General features: G+C 56.5%; 17 protein-coding genes. 11 read left to right on the top strand and 6 right to left on the bottom strand.

Annotated features, from left to right (window positions below):
• Positions 1–33 precede the first annotated feature (33 nt).
• The 4 genes from purB (at position 34) to K6958_RS08775 (ending at position 4,949) form a co-directional block, all read left to right on the top strand.
• A complete protein-coding gene (gene purB / locus K6958_RS08790) occupies positions 34–1,404 on the top strand; it encodes an adenylosuccinate lyase (RefSeq protein WP_249894281.1) in 1,371 nt (456 codons plus the stop codon).
• Positions 1,405–1,509: 105 nt separating this feature from the next.
• Positions 1,510–2,178 (top strand): two-component system response regulator PhoP, encoded by a 669-nt coding sequence (gene phoP, locus K6958_RS08785; protein ID WP_249894280.1) that lies wholly within the window; start codon positions 1,510–1,512, stop codon positions 2,176–2,178.
• Positions 2,179–2,184: 6 nt separating this feature from the next.
• A complete protein-coding gene (phoQ, locus tag K6958_RS08780; protein WP_249894279.1) occupies positions 2,185–3,645 on the top strand; it encodes a two-component system sensor histidine kinase PhoQ in 1,461 nt (486 codons plus the stop codon).
• Between the two features lie 179 nt (positions 3,646–3,824).
• Entirely contained in the window at positions 3,825–4,949 is a 1,125-nt protein-coding gene (locus K6958_RS08775; protein ID WP_249894278.1) for a ribosomal protein uL16 3-hydroxylase, read from the top strand.
• Positions 4,950–5,035: 86 nt separating this feature from the next.
• On the opposite strand, the gene pepT is transcribed toward K6958_RS08775, so the two are convergent.
• A complete protein-coding gene (gene pepT / locus K6958_RS08770; RefSeq protein WP_249894277.1) occupies positions 5,036–6,262 on the bottom strand; it encodes a peptidase T in 1,227 nt (408 codons plus the stop codon).
• 270 nt (positions 6,263–6,532) lie between these two features.
• Here pepT and potA point away from each other — a divergent pair, with 270 nt between their 5' ends.
• The 5 genes from potA (at position 6,533) to K6958_RS08745 (ending at position 11,021) form a co-directional block, all read left to right on the top strand.
• Entirely contained in the window at positions 6,533–7,648 is a 1,116-nt protein-coding gene (potA, locus tag K6958_RS08765) for a spermidine/putrescine ABC transporter ATP-binding protein PotA (RefSeq protein ID WP_249894276.1), read from the top strand.
• Entirely contained in the window at positions 7,632–8,492 is an 861-nt protein-coding gene (potB, locus tag K6958_RS08760) for a spermidine/putrescine ABC transporter permease PotB (RefSeq protein WP_434085201.1), read from the top strand. The genes potA and potB overlap by 17 nt, the downstream gene beginning before the upstream one ends.
• On the top strand, positions 8,492–9,262 hold the full coding sequence (gene potC, locus K6958_RS08755; RefSeq protein ID WP_249894275.1) for a spermidine/putrescine ABC transporter permease PotC: 771 nt from the start codon (positions 8,492–8,494) through the stop codon (positions 9,260–9,262). The genes potB and potC overlap by 1 nt, the downstream gene beginning before the upstream one ends.
• 11 nt (positions 9,263–9,273) lie before the next feature.
• On the top strand, positions 9,274–10,320 hold the full coding sequence (potD, locus tag K6958_RS08750) for a spermidine/putrescine ABC transporter substrate-binding protein PotD (protein ID WP_249894274.1): 1,047 nt from the start codon (positions 9,274–9,276) through the stop codon (positions 10,318–10,320).
• A 143-nt stretch (positions 10,321–10,463) separates the two neighbouring features.
• Positions 10,464–11,021: a YopT-type cysteine protease domain-containing protein gene (locus tag K6958_RS08745; protein WP_249894273.1), complete on the top strand. Its 558-nt coding sequence runs from the start codon at positions 10,464–10,466 to the stop codon at positions 11,019–11,021.
• 194 nt (positions 11,022–11,215) lie between these two features.
• Here the strand turns inward: K6958_RS08745 and cobB are convergent, their stop codons facing one another.
• The 5 genes from cobB to lolC are packed head-to-tail and all read right to left on the bottom strand — an operon-like array spanning position 11,216 to position 16,135.
• A complete protein-coding gene (gene cobB / locus K6958_RS08740) occupies positions 11,216–12,055 on the bottom strand; it encodes a Sir2 family NAD+-dependent deacetylase (protein ID WP_249894272.1) in 840 nt (279 codons plus the stop codon).
• Positions 12,056–12,069: 14 nt separating this feature from the next.
• Positions 12,070–12,960, bottom strand: coding sequence for an N-acetylglucosamine kinase (gene nagK / locus K6958_RS08735; protein WP_249894642.1), 891 nt, complete (start codon positions 12,958–12,960; stop codon positions 12,070–12,072).
• A gap of 37 nt (positions 12,961–12,997) precedes the next feature.
• Positions 12,998–14,239, bottom strand: coding sequence for a lipoprotein-releasing ABC transporter permease subunit LolE (lolE, locus tag K6958_RS08730; RefSeq protein ID WP_249894271.1), 1,242 nt, complete (start codon positions 14,237–14,239; stop codon positions 12,998–13,000).
• Positions 14,239–14,943 (bottom strand): lipoprotein-releasing ABC transporter ATP-binding protein LolD, encoded by a 705-nt coding sequence (lolD, locus tag K6958_RS08725; protein ID WP_249894270.1) that lies wholly within the window; start codon positions 14,941–14,943, stop codon positions 14,239–14,241. Before lolD ends, lolE begins: the two co-directional genes overlap by 1 nt.
• Positions 14,936–16,135 carry a lipoprotein-releasing ABC transporter permease subunit LolC gene (lolC, locus tag K6958_RS08720; RefSeq protein WP_249894269.1) on the bottom strand — a complete coding sequence of 400 codons (1,200 nt, stop codon included), beginning with the start codon at positions 16,133–16,135 and terminating at the stop codon, positions 14,936–14,938. Before lolC ends, lolD begins: the two co-directional genes overlap by 8 nt.
• Positions 16,136–16,379: 244 nt before the next feature.
• Between lolC and K6958_RS08715 the strand changes: the two genes are divergently transcribed.
• The gene (locus tag K6958_RS08715) at positions 16,380–16,589 is read left to right on the top strand and encodes a hypothetical protein (RefSeq protein WP_249894268.1); all 210 of its coding nucleotides are present in this window, start codon (positions 16,380–16,382) and stop codon (positions 16,587–16,589) included.
• Positions 16,590–16,724: 135 nt separating this feature from the next.
• Positions 16,725–20,174, top strand: coding sequence for a transcription-repair coupling factor (gene mfd, locus K6958_RS08710; RefSeq protein WP_249894267.1), 3,450 nt, complete (start codon positions 16,725–16,727; stop codon positions 20,172–20,174).
• Positions 20,175–20,262: the final 88 nt, after the last annotated feature.

Here is a 20,262-nt window from a genome sequence, read left to right as displayed (position 1 = left end):
AGACCTTTAGTTAACGATCCAGGAGTTGCTCTGATGGAATTATCCTCTCTGACCGCCGTCTCACCTGTCGATGGTCGTTACGGCGAAAAAGTCAGCCCACTGCGTAACATTTTCAGCGAGTACGGCCTGCTGAAATTCCGCGTTGAGGTTGAAGTTCGCTGGTTACAAAAATTGGCCGCGACTGCAGAGATTCAGGAAGTTCCTGCTTTTGACGCTGACGCAAACGCTTACCTTGATGCGATTGTGGCCGATTTTAATGAAAACGACGCGGCGCGCATCAAAATCATTGAACGCACCACCAACCATGACGTAAAAGCGGTTGAGTATTTCCTGAAAGAGAAAGTGGCCGACGTGCCGGCGCTACATGCCGTCTCCGAGTTTATCCACTTTGCCTGCACCTCCGAAGATATCAATAACCTTTCCCATGCGCTGATGCTGGAAACCGCCCGTCGCGACGTGATCCTGCCTTACTGGAAACAGCTCATCGAGGCGGTAAAAGATCTGGCGCATCAGTATCGCGATATTCCGCTGCTGTCGCGTACCCACGGCCAACCGGCAACGCCGTCCACGCTGGGTAAAGAGATGGCCAACGTCGCTTATCGTATGGCGCGTCAGCTGCGTCAGCTGGAACAGGTAGAAATTCTGGGCAAAATCAACGGCGCGGTGGGTAATTATAACGCGCACCTGGCGGCCTATCCGGACGTTGACTGGCACCAGCTGAGCGAATCTTTCGTCACCTCGCTGGGCATTAACTGGAACCCCTACACCACGCAGATCGAGCCGCACGACTACATCGCCGAACTGTTTGACTGTATCGCCCGCTTTAACACCATCCTGATCGATTTCGATCGCGATATCTGGGGCTATATTGCCCTCAATCACTTCAAGCAAAAAACCATCGCTGGCGAGATTGGCTCCTCTACCATGCCGCACAAGGTAAACCCGATCGACTTTGAAAACTCGGAAGGCAACCTTGGCCTGGCGAATGCGGTGATGCAGCATCTGGCAACCAAGCTGCCGGTTTCGCGTTGGCAGCGCGATCTGACCGACTCTACCGTGCTGCGTAACCTCGGCGTTGGCGTGGGCTATGCGCTTATCGCCTATCAGGCGACGCTGAAAGGCATTGCTAAACTGGAAGTTAACCGCGATCGTCTGCTGGCAGAGCTGGACCAGAACTGGGAAGTGCTGGCAGAGCCGATCCAGACCGTTATGCGTCGTTACGGCATTGAGCAACCGTATGAGAAGCTGAAAGAGCTGACGCGCGGTAAACGCGTGGACGCGGCTGGCATGCAGGCATTTATTGATAGCCTGGCGCTGCCGGAAGAAGAGAAAACCCGTCTGAAGCAGATGACGCCGGCTAACTACCTGGGCCGCGCCGTACAGATGGTTGACGATCTGAAGTAATCCCTGGTCCCGGGCGCCCTGCGTCCGGGATTGTTTCTGCGTTAACCCTCGGTTTATCTGCGCCCCCCTATACTCAACTCAAGATTATCTGTAAAGGAAAGCGATATGCGCGTTTTGGTTGTCGAGGACAACGCTTTGCTGCGTCATCACCTGTCGGTACAACTGCGTGAAATGGGACATCAGGTCGATGCGGCCGAAGATGCGAAAGAAGCGGATTATTTTCTGGCCGAGCACTCTCCCGATATTACGCTGGTGGATTTAGGCCTGCCCGATGAAGACGGCATGACGCTGATCCGTCGCTGGCGTGCGCAGGATGTAAAGCAACCGATTCTGGTGCTGACCGCGCGCGAAGGCTGGCAGGCCAAAGTGGAAGCGCTGGAAGCCGGTGCGGATGATTATGTCACCAAGCCTTTTCATATTGAGGAAGTGGTGGCGCGCATGCAGGCGCTGATGCGACGCAACAGCGGGCTGGCCTCGCAAATTATTAACCTTGCCCCTTTTCATATCGATCTCTCACGCCGTGAGCTGACGGTGAATGAGCAGTCAATCAAGCTGACCGCTTTTGAATACACCATTATCGAAACGCTGATCCGTAACGTGGGCAAAGTGGTCAGTAAAGACTCGCTGATGCTGCAACTTTATCCTGATGCCGAGCTACGTGAAAGCCATACCATTGATGTGCTGATGGGGCGGCTGCGTAAAAAAATTCAGGCGGCTTATCCGCAGGAAGTGATCACAACAGTGCGCGGGCAAGGCTACCGCTTCGATATTTAATTGCCGATGAAAATCCTGCAAAGCCACCGTCCTTTTTCGCTTCGGGCCCGCTTCCTGTTAGCCACCGCCGCCGTGGTGCTGATCCTTTCCCTCTCCTATGGCATGGTGGCGGTGGTGGGCTATATTGTCAGCTTTGATAAAACCACCTATCGCGTGATGCGCGGTGAAAGCAATCTGTTTTATACCCTTGCCCAGTGGAAAAATAACCGGCTGACTATCGCTCAGCCAAAGCAGATGACGCTAAATTCACCCACGCTGGTTTTTATTTATGATGAGCGCGGCAGACTGTTGTGGCAGCAGCGCGACGTGCCGGAGATTCGCCACAAAATCCGTCCCGAGTGGCTGAAAAAGCCCGACTTCTACGAAATCGATACCAATAACCAGACCAGTAATAAAGCGCTGGGCAATGACCTGGCGGCGAAAAACAAGCTGCATGATTATGACGATAATGGCAACGGCACCTTTACCCACTCGGTAGCGGTAAACCGCTATGACGCCACCACCAGCCTGCCCGCGTTAACCGTCGTGGTGGTCGATTCCATTCCCCAGGAGCTGCAGCACTCTGACGTAGTCTGGTCATGGTTTAGCTATGTGCTGCTGGTTAATCTGCTGCTGGTCATCCCGCTGCTGTGGCTGGCGGCGCACTGGAGCCTGCGCCCTATCGGCACGCTGGCCAGCCAGATCCGCGAGCTGGAAAGCAGCCAGCGTGAAGCGCTGGATCCGAACCCGCCGCAGGAATTGCGCAGCCTGGTGCGTAACCTGAACCTGCTGCTGGAAAATGAACGCCAGCGCTATACGCGTTACCGCACCACCCTTTCCGATTTAACCCATAGCCTAAAAACCCCGCTGGCGGTGCTGCAAAGCACGCTGCGTTCATTGCGCGGCGGGAAAAATCTCTCCGTTGAACAGGCAGAGCCGATCATGCTGGAGCAGATTAGCCGCATCTCGCAACAGATTGGCTACTACCTGCATCGCGCCAGCATGCAGGCGGACCATAACCCTTTAAAACGCGAACTGCATTCGGTTTCCGCGCTGCTGGATAGTCTTTGTTCGGCGCTGAATAAGGTCTATCAGCGCAAAGGCGTTTCGCTGACGCTGGATATCTCGCCGGAGATCACCTTCGTGGGCGATCAAAATGATTTTATGGAAGTGATGGGCAATGTGCTGGATAACGCCTGTAAATATTGTCTGGAATTCGTGGAGATCAGCGCGCGGCAGACCGACTCCAGCCTCCAGCTGATTGTGGAAGATGACGGACCAGGCATTCCTGAGAGTAAACGTGAAATGATCTTTCTGCGCGGCCAGCGCGCGGATACTCTGCGCCCGGGCCAGGGACTGGGGCTGGCGGTAGCGCGCGATATCCTGGAGCAGTACGCCGGCGATATCGAAGCCGGAACCAGCGAACTGGGCGGCGCGCATATGAAAGTGATTTTTCAGCGCCAGGAAGTCGAACATAACCTTGAGTAGAACCCTGGCGCCGCTGTTATACTCTCATCATTCGCATTGCATTAAGACGGCAACAGAGCGAATCGCCAGGCGCTTACGTGGCTAAGCGCCGGAGATTCGCGAGGAAAGCCAACGCACATGCAGCCTGCATATAACCTGTATATACTTGCTGCCCTTTCTCGCCTGCACTGGAAAACCTTATGGATTATCAGCTCGATCTTAACTGGACCGATTTTTTACAGAATTACTGGCAAAAGCGCCCGGTAATCCTGAAACGCGGCTTCAAAAACTTTATCGATCCTATCTCGCCGGATGAGCTGGCAGGACTGGCGATGGAGAATGAAGTAGATAGCCGCCTGGTTAGCCAACAGGACGGTAAATGGCAGGTTAGCCACGGCCCGTTCGAAAGCTACGATCACCTGGGCGAACATAACTGGTCGCTGCTGGTTCAGGCGGTCAACCACTGGCACGAGCCTGCCGCCGCGCTGATGCGTCCGTTCCGCTTTTTACCCGACTGGCGCATCGATGATTTAATGATCTCCTTTTCGGTGCCCGGCGGCGGCGTTGGCCCGCATCTGGATCAGTATGACGTGTTTATTATTCAGGGCACCGGCCGTCGTCGCTGGCGCGTCGGTGAAAAGGTGCCGCTTAAGCAGCACTGTCCGCATCCTGATTTGCTGCAGGTGGAGCCGTTTGACGCCATTATCGATGAAGAGATGGAGCCGGGCGATATCCTCTATATCCCGCCGGGTTTCCCGCATGAAGGCTATTCGCTGGAAAACGCGCTGAACTATTCCGTTGGGTTCCGTGCGCCGAGCGGACGTGAGCTGATCAGCGGCTTTGCTGATTTTGTGCTGGCACGCGAGCTGGGCAGCCGCCGCTACAGCGACCCGCAGATTGTCCCACGCAACTGTCCGGCAGAGATCCTGCCGCAGGAGATCGACGGTATCCGTCAGCTGATGATGGAAGTGATCGATCAGCCGGAGCAATTCCGGCAGTGGTTTGGCGAGTTTATTTCGCAATCGCGCCATGAGCTGGATATCGCGCCGCCGGAGCCGCCCTATCAGCCTGATGAAATTTATGACGCGCTGCAGCAGGGCGATACCCTGACGCGTTTGGGCGGCCTGCGGGTGCTGAAAATCGGCGAAGCGGTGTTTATTAACGGCGAACAGTTGGAATCAGCCTGGCCGGCGGCGTTAAACGCGCTGGCGGCGAAACAGACGCTGACGCTGCAGGATTTTGCCGACGCGCTGGACGACCCGGCGTTTCTGGCGCAGCTGGCCGGGCTGGTCAACAACGGTTACTGGTATTTCAACGAAGGGTAACGGGCCTGCGCTCATCAATACCGGCGATAGCCGCTATTGAACAACCCTGTCTGTGGCGGCTGGCACGATACCAGCCGCCTTTTTTATTACTTTTTCACTGCCGCCAGCCGGGCGATATCGATAATCACCTCTACCGTTTTCTGCATAATATCCAGCGAAGCGAATTCGTGTTTGCCGTGGTAGTTATAGCCGCCGGTAAAGATATTCGGGCAAGGCAGGCCTTTAAAGGAGAGCCAGGCGCCGTCGGTGCCGCCGCGAATCGGCTTCACATCCGGCTCTACGCCGCAGTTGCGCATGGCCTGCAGCGCCAGTTCAATGCTATGCGGGTGCGCTTCGACGATCTCCCGCATATTGTAATAGCTGTCTTCCACCGTGACATCGATATAGCAGTCGGGGTTCAGCCCTTTGCCAACGCGACGGGCAATATCAATCAGCTTTTGCTTACGGGTTTCAAAGCTGTCGCGATCGAAATCACGTACGATATAGCTTAGCTCTGCGCGCTCCACCGAACCTTTAATGCCGTGCAGATGGTAAAAACCTTCATAGCCGCTGGTAAACTGCGGTTTCTCGGTGGCGGGCACTTCGGCATGAAAGCGCATCGCCAGATCCAGCGCGTTCACCATCACGCCTTTCGCCGTGCCGGGGTGAACATTATTACCCATGATTTTTACCGTCACCGAGGCGGCATTAAAGTTTTCAAATTGAAATTCACCCAGCCCGCTGCCATCGATGGTATAGGCCCAGTCCGCGCCAAAGGCGGCAACATCAAAATGCTCGGTGCCGCGCCCGACTTCTTCATCAGGCGTAAAGGCGATGCGAATTTCGCCGTGCGGAATATCGCTCTGCGCCAGCTGCGCCACCGCAGTCATGATCTCCGCCACGCCAGCCTTATCATCCGCGCCAAGCAGGGTTTTACCGTCGGTGGTGATCAGCGTATGACCGATCAGCTGATGCAGGATCGGAAACATCACCGGCGACAGGATCTCTTCACCGATGCCAAGCGCAATATCCCCGCCGCGATAGTTCTCTACGATTTGCGGATTAACATGCTTGCCGCTGAAATCGGGAGAGGTATCCACATGGGAAATAAAGCCGATAACCGGCGTGGGATAATCCACATTTGCCGGCAAGGTGGCCATCACGCAGCAGTGTTCGCTAAGGGTGACATCCTTCAGCCCCAGTTCTGTTAATTCTTTCTGTAACGCCCTGGCCAGCTGCCACTGCCCTTCTGTGCTGGGAACCTGGCGCGCATGGGCGCGCGACTGCGTATCAAACGAAACATAATGTAAAAACCGGTCGAGTAGCGTTGTCATCTTTCTTCTCTCTCAATGGCCGTGAGCTATTATGGAAAGCCTGCGTTGCCAACATATTGCGTCAGGTCATAGTGTTAAAGCGTAGTGCGCAAAAAGGCAAATCGCTTTTTTATCGGGATAAATAGCGGTTATTGGTCTGTGAGCATGGAATTAGCGAAGTTTTCAGGTATCATCGCGCCCCTGACTTTGTTGGCTGGCCGACCGTAGCGACCGGCTCTACACACCTACAGGCAGCCCTGACTGCCGATAACTTCGGGCTGAGTGACTAAAATGACGCAAACACGCGCGCAAACGGCGCTGGTTACGCTTTCTGGCATCAGTAAAGCTTTTGACGGCAAAGAAATTATTGCTGATTTTAACCTGACCATACACCACGGCGAGTTTATTACTTTGCTGGGCCCCTCGGGCTGTGGCAAAACCACTATCCTGCGTCTGATTGCCGGCCTTGAAGAGACCGACAGCGGCGAGATCATCCTTGATGGCGAAACCATTACCGCCACGCCCGCCGAGCACCGCCACGTTAATACCGTTTTCCAGAGCTATGCCCTGTTTCCGCATATGTCGGTCTTTGCAAACGTCGCGTTTGGCCTGCGCATGCAGAAAACGCCGGCGGCCGAGATCACCACGCGCGTTAACGACGCGCTGGCGATGGTGCAACTGGACAGCTTCGCCGATCGGCGGCCGCACCAGCTCAGCGGCGGACAGCAGCAGCGCGTCGCCATTGCGCGCGCGGTAGTAAACCGCCCTAAAGTACTGCTGCTGGATGAGTCGCTTTCGGCGCTGGATTACAAACTGCGCAAGCAGATGCAGAACGAGCTGAAAGCGCTGCAGCGCAAACTGGGCATCACCTTTGTGTTCGTCACGCACGATCAGGAAGAGGCGCTCAGCATGTCGGATCGCATCGTGGTACTGCGCGACGGTCGCATTGAGCAGGACGGCTCGCCGCGTGAGATTTATGAAGAGCCGGCCAACCTGTTTGTGGCGCGTTTTATCGGCGAGATCAACGTGTTTGATACGGTAGTTATCGCGCCGCTGGACGATCAGCGCGTACGCGCTCGCGTAGAAGGACGCGAATGCGATATTCTGGTGCCTTTCCCGGTCAGCGTCGGCCAACATCTGCATGTTCTGCTGCGCCCGGAAGATCTGCGCGTTGAAGAGATCAACGACAGCGAGCGCGCGGAAGGCCTGGTGGGCTTTGTTCGCGAACGCAACTATAAAGGCATGACGCTGGAATCCACCGTTGAGCTGGAAAACGGCAAGATGGTCACCGTCAGCGAGTTCTTTAACGAGGACGATCCCGATTTTGACCACTCGCTGAATCAAAAGATGGCGATTACCTGGGTTGAAAGCTGGGAGGTGGTGCTGCCCGATGAAAATAATGCGTAATCGCTTCCAGAAAACGATTATCACGCTGATTGTCGGTTGGCTGCTGCTGTTTGTCTTTTTGCCCAATCTGATGATCATCGCCACCAGCTTTATGAAGCGTGATGACGCCAGTTTTGTTCGTCTGGCGCTGACTTTCGATAATTATACCCGGCTGCTTGACCCGCTATATGGTTCGGTGCTGCTGCATTCGCTGAATATGGCGTTGATCGCCACGCTCTGCTGTTTGCTGCTGGGTTATCCCTTCGCCTGGTGCCTGACGAAGCTGTCGGCGCGCATCCGCCCGGTTATGCTGTTTCTGCTGATTGTGCCGTTCTGGACCAACTCATTGATCCGCATTTACGGGCTGAAAATTTTCCTTAGCACCCGCGGCTGGCTGAATGAGTTTCTGCTATGGCTGGGGATGATCGACAAGCCGTTCCGCATTATGTATACCTCAGAAGCGGTGGTGCTGGGGCTGGTCTATATCCTGCTGCCGTTTATGGTGATGCCGCTCTACTCCAGCCTGGAAAAGCTGGACACGTCCTGCCTGGAGGCGGCGCGCGATCTCGGCGCCAGTAAACTGCAAACCTTTTGGCGCATTATCCTGCCGCTGACGATGCCGGGCATTGTCGCTGGCTGCCTGCTGGTGCTGCTGCCGGCGATGGGGCTGTTTTTCGTCGCCGATTTGATGGGCGGCGCGAAAAACTTGCTGATCGGCAATGTGATTAAAAGCCAGTTCCTGAATATTCGCGACTGGCCGTTCGGCGCGGCCACCAGCATTGTTCTGACGCTGGTGATGGGCCTGATGCTGCTATTCTACTGGCGTGCGGCGCGTATGTTGAATAAGAAAGTGGAGCTGGACTAATGGGCAAAACATTACGCAGCGGCTTTATGTTTCTCATTTACGCCTGGCTGTATATCCCGATTGTGATCCTGATCGTTAACTCTTTTAACGCGTCGCGCTTCGGCATTAACTGGCAGGGCTTCAGTACCCAGTGGTATACGCTGTTAATGCACAATGACAGCCTGATCCAGGCGGCGCAGCACTCGCTGGTGATGGGCGTGCTTTCGGCCAGTTTCGCTACGCTAATTGGCGCGCTGACGGCGGTAGCGCTCTACCGCTATCGCTTTCGCGGCAAGCCGTTTGTCAGCGGTATGCTGTTTGTGGTAATGATGTCGCCCGATATTGTCATGGCGATCTCCCTGCTGGTGCTGTTTATGCTGTTGGGCATTTCGCTGGGCTTTTGGTCGCTGCTGGTTTCGCATATTACTTTTTGCCTGCCGTTTGTAGTGATCACCGTTTACTCACGACTGAAAGGCTTCGATGTCAGAATGCTGGAGGCGGCGCGTGATTTAGGCGCCAGCGAGGCCACCATTCTGCGCAAAATTATTCTGCCGCTGGCGATGCCGGCCGTTGCCGCTGGCTGGCTGCTGAGCTTTACCCTGTCGATGGATGACGTGGTGGTCTCCTCATTTGTGACCGGACCGGGTTTTGAAATTCTACCGCTGAAAATCTATTCAATGGTAAAAGTCGGCGTTTCGCCGGAGGTGAACGCGCTGGCCACCATCCTGATGGTGCTGTCGCTGCTGTTGGTGGCCGCGAGTCAGCTGTTGCTGCGTGATAAAACTAAGTAAGAGGAAAAGTCATGAAGAAATGGGGTTACTGGCTGGCGGCTGGGGCGCTGGCGCTGGGCTTACAGAGCGCGCAGGCCGCTGATGACGGCAAGACGCTTTATTTCTATAACTGGACTGAATATGTACCGCCGGGGCTGCTGGAACAGTTCACCAAAGAGACCGGTATTAAGGTGATCTATTCCACCTACGAATCGAACGAAAGCATGTACGCCAAGCTGAAAACCTATAAGGACGGCGCGTACGATCTGGTGGTGCCTTCTACCTATTTCGTGGCGAAAATGCGCAACGAAGGCATGATCCAGAAGATCGATAAGAGCAAGCTGAGCAATTTCAGCAATCTTGATCCGAACCTGTTGAATAAGCCGTTCGATCCTAACAATGACTATTCGATCCCCTACATCTGGGGCGCTACTGCTATTGGCGTAAACAGCGATGTGATGGATGCGAAAAGCGTCACCCGCTGGGCCGACCTGTGGAACCCGCAATATAAGCAGAGCCTGCTGTTGACCGACGATGCGCGTGAAGTCTTTCAGATGGCGCTGCGTAAGCTGGGCTATTCCGGCAATACACGCGATGCTAAAGAGATCAACGCCGCTTATGAAGAGTTGAAAAAGCTGATGCCGAACGTGCTGGCGTTTAACTCCGATAACCCCGGCAATCCTTTTATGGAAGGCGAAGTGAATCTGGGAATGATCTGGAATGGTTCGGCTTATGTCGCACGACAGGCGGGCACGCCGCTGGAAGTGGTATGGCCGAAAGAAGGCGGCATCTTCTGGATGGATAGTCTGGCTATCCCGGCGAATGCGAAAAACAAAGAGGGCGCGCTGAAACTGATTAACTTCCTGCTGCGCCCGGACATCGCCGCGCAGGTAGCGGAAACCATCGGTTACCCGACGCCGAACCTGGCGGCGAAAAAGCTGCTGCCAGCCAAGGTGGCTAACGATCCGTCGCTCTACCCGTCTGAAGAAGTGATTAAAAAAGGCGAATGGCAGGATGACGTCGGCGATGCCAGCGTGCAGTACGAGATGCTGTTCCAGAAGCTGAAAGCGGGACGCTAAACCTCGATGCCGTAAGGCGCTATTTTATATTGCTAACCCAGCGCCACCTCGCTGAAGGTGGCGCTGGCGTAGCACGATAAGCAGTTTATCAGCAGTAACCCAGCGCAGTGACGCGCAATCAATACTTATAAGGATGAAAAGTTATGTTACCTAAAGCGGATCTCTACAATGGGAAAAATATTTACTCGTTTAACCAAAGTAGAAACTATCCCATGAAGTTTGGTTGTACCAATGGTAGAGGCGCCTGTTTAGGACTCGCCTTTCACTGGATGAAAATGCATAAATTGGGCCAGTATATCGCTTTCCCCAGCACTATGTTGCTCCCCGGTACCATAGCGACTGTAGAAAATCTTCAGGCTATGGACCACCGCATCATATCTCGTATTCTGCATTCAACCGACTTAACCATCACCATGTCCAATATTATCACTTCAGATATTATTGCTCGCGTCTCACAAGAACTGGCAGCATCGTCGTACCGTTACGAATTAATGACTTTTTTTAACGGCCCCATAGGCCATGCTGTCGTTATCGCTCTTAACAGGCCAGGCATTATCTTTTTCGATCCGAATTATGGCTGCACCTCTTTCCCATGCCGAAAAGACTTTATTGACTGGTTTATAAACTGTTATTGGACACTGGACGGTGGCCCAGGGAACCCAACCCCCTGCTTCCTCTTCAAAATTACCGGTTTTTTCTGACGACTTTTCCTGCGCCATTAAGAATCATTAATTTTTAATCCTGATGTACTTCAGCGCCTTATGGTATAAAACGCATCATCCAGGCGTTAAAAAGGGCATTCGGGAAGGCCTCCCGGATGCCCTGAATTTCCGTCTCTTATATTCGCGTTACCGTAACGCCGGAATCTGCCGCTGACGGCGGCCTGCGGCTAAGATCACACCAGCCGGTACAGCCCTTTCTGAAACTTCTCCACCCAGGCAGGCACCACTTCGCTCGCCAGCCCGTAGTGCTTCTCAGCAAACTGATTGCCGACCTGGCTCGGCTCCAGATTCAGCTCAACGGTATGCGCTCCCTGCAGTTTCGCTTCATGGACAAAGCCTGCGGCTGGATAAACATGTCCGGAAGTGCCGATCGCCAGAAAATAGTCTGCCTCTGCGATCGCCTGATAGATATCATCCATTCCCAGCGGCATTTCGCCAAACCAGACCACGTGCGGACGCAGGCGAGCGGGGAACTGGCAGCAGTGGCAGCGGTCGTCGGCGCTTAAATCGCCGGTCCATTCCAGCACCTGGCCGCTCATCTCACAGCGCACCTTGAGCAGCTCGCCATGCATATGCAGCACGCGCTGGCTGCCGGCACGCTCGTGCAGATTATCGATATTCTGCGTCACCAGCAGAAAGTTATCGCCCAGCACCGATTCCAGCTCCGCCAGCGCCTGATGCGCAGCGTTAGGCTGGATCTCCGGCTGCTGCAGCTGGCGACGGCGCGCATTATAAAACGCCTGTACCAGCACCGGGTTACGCGCGAACCCTTCCGGCGTGGCGACATCTTCAATACGATGCTCTTCCCATAGCCCGTCGTCGGCACGAAAAGTACGAATGCCCGATTCAGCAGAAATGCCCGCACCGGTCAACACCACCACCCGAGGCTGCGGATGAGCCGCCAGCTCAGCGTTACGATCGCGCTCAAAAATACGCTGCCGGAAGCGCTGATGCATCTTGCGCCTGCTTTTACGGAAGCGCGCAATACGTAAACGGCGACGGGGTGTGCGCATAAAAACTCCTTAAGTTACCTGAGATGCAGGAATGCGGCACCGCGCATTCCTCCCGCATCGCCATGACGCGCCTGAGCAAAGCGCGGCGGCTTCGCCCGCGGCAGCAGATGCGGCTGCACCTGCTCCGCCAGCCCGTCATAGAGCGCTGCGAAATTTGACAACCCGCCGCCCAGCACCACTAAATGCGGATCGAGCAGGGTCAGCAGGTTGCCGAGACAAACCGCCAGCAGCGCGCGAAAGCGCACGGTATGCGCCTGCGCCTGTGGATCGCCCTGATAATAGCGTTCAATAATGGTGGGCGCACTCAGCGTCTGCTGATAAAAATGGTGAAAAAGCCAGGAGAAACCCTGGCCGGAAAGATACGTTTCGATGCAGCCACGTTTGCCGCAGCCGCACTGGCGCAGCGGAATATCCGGCCCCAGCACCGCAAGCGCATCAACTGGCAGGCGCATATGCCCCGCTTCGCCGGTAATAAAGCTGCGCCCGGATACCGGCTTGCCGTCAACCACCAGCCCGCCGCCGACGCCAGTACCGAGGATTAACCCCAACACCACTGGGTAGGCGCGAAACTCATCGTCCCATGCCTCGGAGAGTGCGAAGCAGTTAGCATCGTTATCAATGCGGATTTCACGCCCCAGCCGTTCGCTGAGATCGTAACCCAGCCGTTGCCCCTGCGCCGCCGGCACGTTGGCGGTAAACAGCGTGCCGTCGTCAGGATTCGGCAGACCCGGCACGCCCACGCCGATGCTGCCGCGCTGGCCGGTTACCGCGTCCGCTTCAGCCGTCAGGCTGATAAAGCTCTGCAGCAACTGCGCATAATCGTCACGCGGCGTCGGGACGCGCTTGCTCCATACCAGCTGGCGCTGCGCGTCGTAAACGCCCAGGGCTATTTTGCTGCCGCCCATATCAAAACCGTAATAGAAATTTTCGCCTGTCACGATACTACTGTCCGCTTAATACGCGAGCCGGATCGATACGGCTGGCGCGCCGCGCCGGATACCAGCTGGCGACCAGGCTCAGGACGATAGCGGTCGCCAGTACCGAGATCACATCCAGCCAGTGCAGTTCCGACGGCAGAAAATCGATAAAGTAGATATCGCCGGACAGAAAATGATGTCCGGTCAGATGTTCTATTCCACGCATCAGCGGCGTCAGGTTCAGCGCGGCCAGCACGCCCACCAGCGCGCCGCTCAGGCTGCCCGTGAGGCCGGCGCGCAGCCCATACCAAACAAAAATCGCCCGAATTAGGCCATCTTTCGCCCCCAGCGTACGCAGCACGGCGATATCGCTGCTTTTATCTTTCACCGCCATCACCAGCGTGGAAACGATATTAAAACAGGCCACCCCGATCACCAGCACCATCGCCAGATACATGATGGCACGGATCATCTGAATATCGCGGTACATATAGCCATAGGTGCCGATCCAGCTGCGAATATAAACGTAGGCATGCGTCACCTCACCGGCATCGCGTACCAGCTTCACGGCATTGAACGGGTCGATCATTTTTAGCGCAATGCCGCTCACGTTGTCCGACATATCGAGATATTTTTGCGCATCGGTCAACGGCACCAGCGCCAGGCTGTGATCGAGCATCCCGCTCAGCTGCAGAATACCGCTAACCTGCAGGCGAATACGCTTCGGCTGTAGCAGCTTATTCTGCCCGTCGCTATTAGGGATCATCACCGTCAGCCAGTCGCCCTGTTTGACGCCCAGCGATTTCGCCGCACCGCTGCCGATAATGATTTGCTGTTTACCCGCGCTGAAGCGGGACCAGGCATTATTCTGCACGAACTGCGGCAGCGCGCTCAGGCGCTGTTCCTGCGCCGGATCGACCCCTTTAACCTGAATCGCCTGTAACTTTGCGCCGCTTTCGATCAGCCCGGTAAAATTAATATAAGGGGCGGCGGCCGCGATGCCCGGCACCTGCTCCATGCGCGGCAGCAGCTGTTGCCAGCCGGCGAGCGACCCGTTAACCGGCTCGATTTCGCCGTGCGGCACCACCGCCAGAATGCGGTTATTCAGCTCGCGTTCAAAGCCGTTCATCGCGCTCAGGCCGACGATCAATACCGCCACGCCCAATGCGATGCCCAGCGTGGAGATCACGGAAATCAGCGAAACCATGCCCCCACGCCGCCGGCCGCCGCTGAAGCGCGTCGCTAACAGTAAGGATAGTGAAGCCATTACAGCGCTCCCGCCAGCGTTATCTGCTCGCTGAGCTGGCCATCGCGCATTTCACGCTGCGTTGGCAGCCGCCTGGCCAGATGCAAATCGTGGGTTACCACCAGAAAAGCGGTGCCCTGCCGCACGTTCAGCTCGCCCAGCAGATCGAAAATCGCATCGGCATTGCGGGCATCGAGATTGCCGGTCGGCTCATCGGCCATCACCAGCCGCGGATTGTTGACCAATGCGCGCGCGATGGCCACGCGCTGGCGCTCGCCGCCGGAGAGTTCGGAAGGCCGATGCGCCGCCCGCTTTTCCAGCCCTACCGCGCGCAGCATTTCCAGCGCGCGATCCTGCGCCTCCTGCTTGTGCTTTTTACCAATCAGTAGCGGCATCGCCACGTTTTCCAGCGCGGTAAAATCAGGCAGCAGATGGTGGAACTGATAGATAAAGCCCAGTTCGCGGTTACGCAGCTCGGCTTTCTGCGCCGAAGACATGCCGCTTAGCGCACGTCCGCTGAACAGCACATCGCCAGAGGTAGGCGCATCCAGCCCGCCCAGCAGATGCAGCAGCGTACTTTTCCCAGAGCCGGAGCTGCCGACAATCGCCATCATTTCGCCGGGCCGCATAGTGAAACTGACGTCGCGTAACACGTCTGTCTGCACGCTCCCTTCCTGATAGCGCTTGCACAGTTTGTTACACTGTAACAGATTCAAATCACTCATAGCGTAAAGCCTCAGCAGGTTGTACGGCGGCAGCGCGCCAGGATGGATAAAGCGTCGACAGCAGCGCCAGCGCCATCGCCGTCAGCGCGATGACGATCACCTGCCAGACAGAAATATCCACCGGCAGCGCCGCGCCATCAAGAAACATACCGATAACCGGCATCAGATTGTTGAGCTGGCTGGCCAGCAGCACGCCCAGCAGCGTACCGAGCAGCGCGCCGATAATGCCGGCGCTGGCGCCCTGTACCATAAACACCAGCATGATTTGTCGACGCGTCAGCCCCTGAGTTTGCAGGATCGCCACTTCGCCCTGCTTTTCCATGATCAGCAGGCCGAGCGAAGTAATGATGTTAAACGCCGCCACGGCGATAATCAGGCTCAGCAGCAGCCCCATCATGTTTTTTTCCATGCGCACCGCCTGAAACAGGTCGCCTTTGCGATCGCGCCAGTCTTTCCATACCAGCCCCGACGCCAGCGGCTGCTGGCTGGTGCTGTCTACTTCCAGCGGCTTATCCAGCCATAAGCGCCAGCCGGTAATGTTGCCCGCCGGATAGCGCATTAACCGCGAGGCATCCTGCTGGTTCACTAGCATCTGGTAACCATCGACTTCGCTATTGGCGGCGAAAGTGCCGACCACCTTAAACAGACGTTGACTGGGCAGGCGGCCCATCGGGGTGAACTGGCTGGCGGAAGGCACCATCAGACGCAGCTGGTCGCCACGCTTAACCCCGAGCTGAGCAGCCAGCTGCTCGCCCAGGATCACGTTGTACTGCCCGGGCTGCAGCGCCTGCTGCTGGACGTTAACCAGATAGGGCGTCAGCGGATCTTTCTCATCGGGCTGCACGCCAAGCATGACGCCCACCGCCACGCTGCGCGCGCTTTGCAGCACCACGTCGCCGGTAGTTAAAGGCGCGATACGCTGTACACCCTGTAAATGCAGGCTGCTGACGGGCTGTTGTTGGGGATTGATTGAGCCTTTATCGCTGGTGATCAGCGCCTGCGGCATCAGACCAAGAATATTGCCTTCCAGCTCGCGCTCAAAGCCGTTCATGACTGAAAGAACGGTCACCAGCGCCAGCACGCCTAAGGTAATGCCGATAGTGGAAAGCCAGGAAACAAACCGACCAAAGCGGTCTGAGGCACGTCCGCGCATATAACGCAGACCGATAAATAACGCGACAGGTTGATACATGAGATCCGTCTTATGCGTAGCAAAAAGCAAAGTAGTCAGGATGATAAAGGAGCCGCTTGTTTTATGGAACCTTTACCCGTCCGAGTGACTGTTAAAGATGCATCAGAATTTTTCCGCTGCGGTTAGTCTGACAAAAAAGCCCCGGCGTCAGCGCTAACAAACCACTAATCTGCACTATACTTGCCCTTAATATTTAAAGGGTTAAGGTTACTAATTAACCGTGCCGCTGGCACCGGAGCCGCTTATGAGTAAGTATCTAAAAGGCGCTATTGTCAAACATCAGTCTGGTGAAATTCGCGGTGAAGTGGTCGCGGTCTTCGCGCAGGGCGAGTTTCCCGCCAGCTATCATGTTCAATGGGACGACGGCACCTGGAGTCTGCATGCGGAAAAAGAGCTGGAGTGGGTGAGTAGCGATCGCCGCGCGGAAAATGCCCTTTCGCGCTCCGCGCGCTAAAGCGCAGCGCCGTTGGTCGCCAGCAAGCCCGGGGAACGCCTTCCGGGCAAAAAGCCTGCCGCAGCAGATGATCCCCGCCGCGTTCTGTGGAATGATTGTGCCCCTGAAATAAACCGAGAGAACGTCGAAACGACTATGCCTGAACAGATTCGCTATGCCCTGCCCGCTGCGGCAAACGATCAACGCCAGCTGGGACAGCTAACCGGCGCCGCCTGCGCCGTTGAATGTGCGGAAATCGCCGAGCGTCACCCAGGGCTGGTGATGCTGATTGCGCCTGATATGCAAACCTCGCTGCGCCTGCAGGACGAAATCCAACAGTTTACCCGCCAGCCGGTATTAAGCCTGGCGGACTGGGAAACCCTGCCGTTCGATAGCTTCTCTCCGCATCAGGATATTATCTCTTCCCGTCTGTCGACGCTCTATCGCCTGCCGACGCTGGAACGCGGGGTGCTGATCCTGCCGATTACCACGCTGATGCAGCGTTACTGTCCGCACGATTTTCTGCACGGCCATGCGCTGGTGATGCATAAAGGACAGCTGCTATCACGCGACCGGCTGCGCGACCAGCTGGAACAGGCGGGCTATCGGCATGTCGATCAAGTGATGGAGCATGGCGAATACGCCACGCGCGGCGCGCTGCTCGATCTGTTTCCGATGGGCAGCGAACAACCCTATCGCATCGACTTTTTCGATAACGAAATCGACAGCCTGCGGCTGTTTGATGTCGACAGCCAACGCACACTGGAAGAGGTAGAGGCGATTAACCTGCTGCCCGCTCACGAATTTCCCACCGATAAAGCCGCTATCGAACTGTTCCGCAGTCAGTGGCGCGAACATTTCGATGTGCGTCGTGAGCCGGAGCATATCTATCAGCAGGTGAGTAAAGGCACCCTGCCCGCCGGGATCGAATACTGGCAGCCGCTGTTTTTCGAACAGCCGCTGGTGCCGCTGTTCAGCTATCTGCCGCAAAATACGCTGGTGGTCAGCACCGGCGATCTGGAAGCGAGCGCGGAGCGCTTCTGGCAGGACATTATGGCGCGCTTTGAAAACCGCCGCGTGGATCCAATGCGTCCGCTGTTGCCGCCGGAGACGCTGTGGTTGCGCACTGACGGGCTGTTCGCTGAGTTAAAACAGTGGCCGCGTATCCGCATGAGCAGCGAAGCGCTGCCGGATAAAGCGGCGAATACTAACCTCGAGTATCAGCCGCTGCCGCCGCTGGCGGTGGAACCGCAGGCCAAAGCGCCGCTGGATAACCTGCGCCATTTTCTTGAGGCGTTCGACGGTGCGGTGATCTTCTCGGTGGAAAGCGAAGGCCGCCGCGAAGCGTTGCAGGAACTGCTGGCGCGCATCAAGCTACAGCCAAAAGCGATCCAGCGTCTGAGCGAGGCCGCTGCGCCCGGCCGCTATCTGATTATTGGCGCCAGCGAGCGCGGTTTTATCGATAACCTGCGCCAGCGTGCGCTGATCTGCGAAGGGGATCTGCTGGGCGAGCGCGTCACGCGTCGCCGTCAGGATACCCGCCGCACCATTAACCCGGATGTGCTGATCCGCAACCTGGCGGAGCTGCATCCCGGCCAGCCGGTGGTGCATCTGGAGCATGGCGTCGGCCGCTATATCGGCATGACCACGCTGGAAGCAGGCGGCATCAAGGCGGAATACCTGATGCTGGCCTATGCCAACGACGCCAAGCTGTATGTGCCGGTCTCGTCGCTGCATCTGATTAGCCGCTACGCTGGCGGCGCTGATGAAAACGCGCCGCTGCATAAGCTGGGCAGTGACGCCTGGTCGCGGGCGCGTCAGAAGGCGGCGGAGAAAGTGCGCGACGTGGCGGCCGAGCTGCTGGACATTTATGCGCAGCGCGCCGCTAAAGCGGGCTATGCCTTTAAATACGATCGTGAGCAGTATCAGCTGTTCTGTAACAGCTTCCCGTTTGAAACCACGCCGGACCAGGCTCAGGCGATCCATGCGGTCCTGAGCGATATGTGTCAGCCGCTGGCGATGGATCGTCTGGTGTGCGGCGACGTCGGCTTTGGGAAAACCGAAGTGGCGATGCGCGCGGCGTTTCTGGCGGTGGAAAACCACAAGCAGGTGGCGGTGCTGGTGCCCACCACCCTGCTCGCCCAGCAGCATTATGATAATTTCCGCGACCGCTTCGCCAACTGGCCGGTACGCATCGAAATGCTTTCCCGCTTCCGCAGCGCCAAAGAACAGACGCAGGTGCTGGAACAGGCCCGTGAAGGTAAGATCGATATTTTAATCGGCACCCATAAGCTGCTGATGAGCGATCTAAAATGGCACGATCTGGGGCTGCTGATTGTCGATGAGGAGCACCGCTTCGGCGTGCGCCATAAAGAGCGGATCAAGGCGATGCGCGCCGACGTCGATATCCTGACGCTGACCGCTACGCCGATTCCACGTACGCTGAATATGGCAATGAGCGGCATGCGCGATCTGTCGATTATTGCCACGCCGCCTGCGCGCCGCCTGGCGGTAAAAACCTTTGTCCGCGAATATGACAGCCTGGTGGTGCGCGAGGCGATCCTGCGTGAAATTCTGCGCGGCGGTCAGGTTTATTATCTCTATAACGATGTGGAAAATATCGAGAAAGCGGCGCAGCGGCTGGCGGACCTGGTGCCGGAGGCGCGAATTGCCATTGGTCACGGGCAGATGCGCGAGCGCGATCTGGAGCGAGTGATGAATGATTTCCATCATCAACGCTTCAATGTGCTGGTCTGTACCACCATTATCGAAACCGGTATTGATATTCCCACCGCGAATACCATTATCATTGAGCGCGCCGATCACTTTGGCCTGGCGCAGCTGCATCAGCTGCGCGGACGCGTAGGCCGTTCGCATCATCAGGCCTACGCGTGGCTGCTGACACCGCCGCCAAAAGCGATGACCACCGATGCCCATAAACGACTGGAAGCGATTGCCTCGCTGGAGGATTTAGGCGCGGGCTTCGCGCTGGCTACGCACGATTTAGAAATCCGTGGCGCGGGCGAGCTGCTGGGCGAGGATCAGAGCGGGCAGATGGAAAGTATCGGCTTCTCACTCTATATGGAGCTGTTAGAAAATGCGGTGGATGCCCTAAAGGAGGGCCGCGAGCCTTCACTGGAAGATCTGACCAGCAACCAGACCGATATTGAGCTGCGAATGCCGGCGCTGCTGCCCGATGATTTTATCCCCGACGTCAATACGCGGCTTTCCTTCTACAAGCGTATCGCCAGCGCCAGCGATCGGCGCGAGCTGGACGACCTGAAGGTGGAGCTGATCGATCGCTTCGGCAATCTTCCCGATGCGGCGCGTAACCTGCTGGATATCGCCGCGTTACGGCTGGATGCGCAGCAGTTGGGTATTCGACGTATTGAGGCCAGCGAGAAAGGCGGCTTTATTGAGTTTGCCGAAAAGAACTGCGTTGATCCCACCTGGCTGATTGGCCTGCTGCAGAAAGACCCGCAGCAGTGGCGGCTGGAAGGGCCAACCCGCCTGAAATTCACCCGTGAATTAGCCGAGCGCAAACTGCGTATGACATGGATCCGTGAACTGATGGAGCAGATGCAGGAGCACCGGCTGGCGAGCTGACCAACGGGGAATAGACGCTAAACGGGGCTGGAATGGCCCCGTTTAAAATTGGCTTTGCGCTAAAGAGATGTCTGGATAACGAACGGGG

This window comes from Mixta hanseatica (genome assembly GCF_023517775.1).
In the GTDB taxonomy this organism is placed as follows: Bacteria; Pseudomonadota; Gammaproteobacteria; order Enterobacterales; family Enterobacteriaceae; genus Mixta; species Mixta hanseatica.
Note: the sequence above shows the minus strand (reverse complement) of the source record. Positions and strands in the feature narration are given on the sequence as shown.

Excerpts from the sequence above, each read along its gene's own strand:
- phoP (WP_249894280.1), top strand. The coding sequence starts at position 1,510 with ATGCGCGTTTTGGTTGTCGAGGACAACGCTTTGCTGCGTCATCACCTG.
- cobB (WP_249894272.1), bottom strand. The coding sequence starts at position 12,055 with ATGCGCACACCCCGTCGCCGTTTACGTATTGCGCGCTTCCGTAAAAGC.
- potA (WP_249894276.1), top strand. The coding sequence starts at position 6,533 with ATGACGCAAACACGCGCGCAAACGGCGCTGGTTACGCTTTCTGGCATC.
- potB (WP_434085201.1), top strand. The coding sequence starts at position 7,632 with ATGAAAATAATGCGTAATCGCTTCCAGAAAACGATTATCACGCTGATT.
- purB (WP_249894281.1), top strand. The coding sequence starts at position 34 with ATGGAATTATCCTCTCTGACCGCCGTCTCACCTGTCGATGGTCGTTAC.
- pepT (WP_249894277.1), bottom strand. The coding sequence starts at position 6,262 with ATGACAACGCTACTCGACCGGTTTTTACATTATGTTTCGTTTGATACG.
- K6958_RS08745 (WP_249894273.1), top strand. The coding sequence starts at position 10,464 with ATGTTACCTAAAGCGGATCTCTACAATGGGAAAAATATTTACTCGTTT.
- potD (WP_249894274.1), top strand. The coding sequence starts at position 9,274 with ATGAAGAAATGGGGTTACTGGCTGGCGGCTGGGGCGCTGGCGCTGGGC.
- phoQ (WP_249894279.1), top strand. The coding sequence starts at position 2,185 with ATGAAAATCCTGCAAAGCCACCGTCCTTTTTCGCTTCGGGCCCGCTTC.
- lolD (WP_249894270.1), bottom strand. The coding sequence starts at position 14,943 with ATGAGTGATTTGAATCTGTTACAGTGTAACAAACTGTGCAAGCGCTAT.
- nagK (WP_249894642.1), bottom strand. The coding sequence starts at position 12,960 with ATGGGCGGCAGCAAAATAGCCCTGGGCGTTTACGACGCGCAGCGCCAG.
- K6958_RS08775 (WP_249894278.1), top strand. The coding sequence starts at position 3,825 with ATGGATTATCAGCTCGATCTTAACTGGACCGATTTTTTACAGAATTAC.
- K6958_RS08715 (WP_249894268.1), top strand. The coding sequence starts at position 16,380 with ATGAGTAAGTATCTAAAAGGCGCTATTGTCAAACATCAGTCTGGTGAA.
- lolE (WP_249894271.1), bottom strand. The coding sequence starts at position 14,239 with ATGGCTTCACTATCCTTACTGTTAGCGACGCGCTTCAGCGGCGGCCGG.
- mfd (WP_249894267.1), top strand. The coding sequence starts at position 16,725 with ATGCCTGAACAGATTCGCTATGCCCTGCCCGCTGCGGCAAACGATCAA.
- potC (WP_249894275.1), top strand. The coding sequence starts at position 8,492 with ATGGGCAAAACATTACGCAGCGGCTTTATGTTTCTCATTTACGCCTGG.
- lolC (WP_249894269.1), bottom strand. The coding sequence starts at position 16,135 with ATGTATCAACCTGTCGCGTTATTTATCGGTCTGCGTTATATGCGCGGA.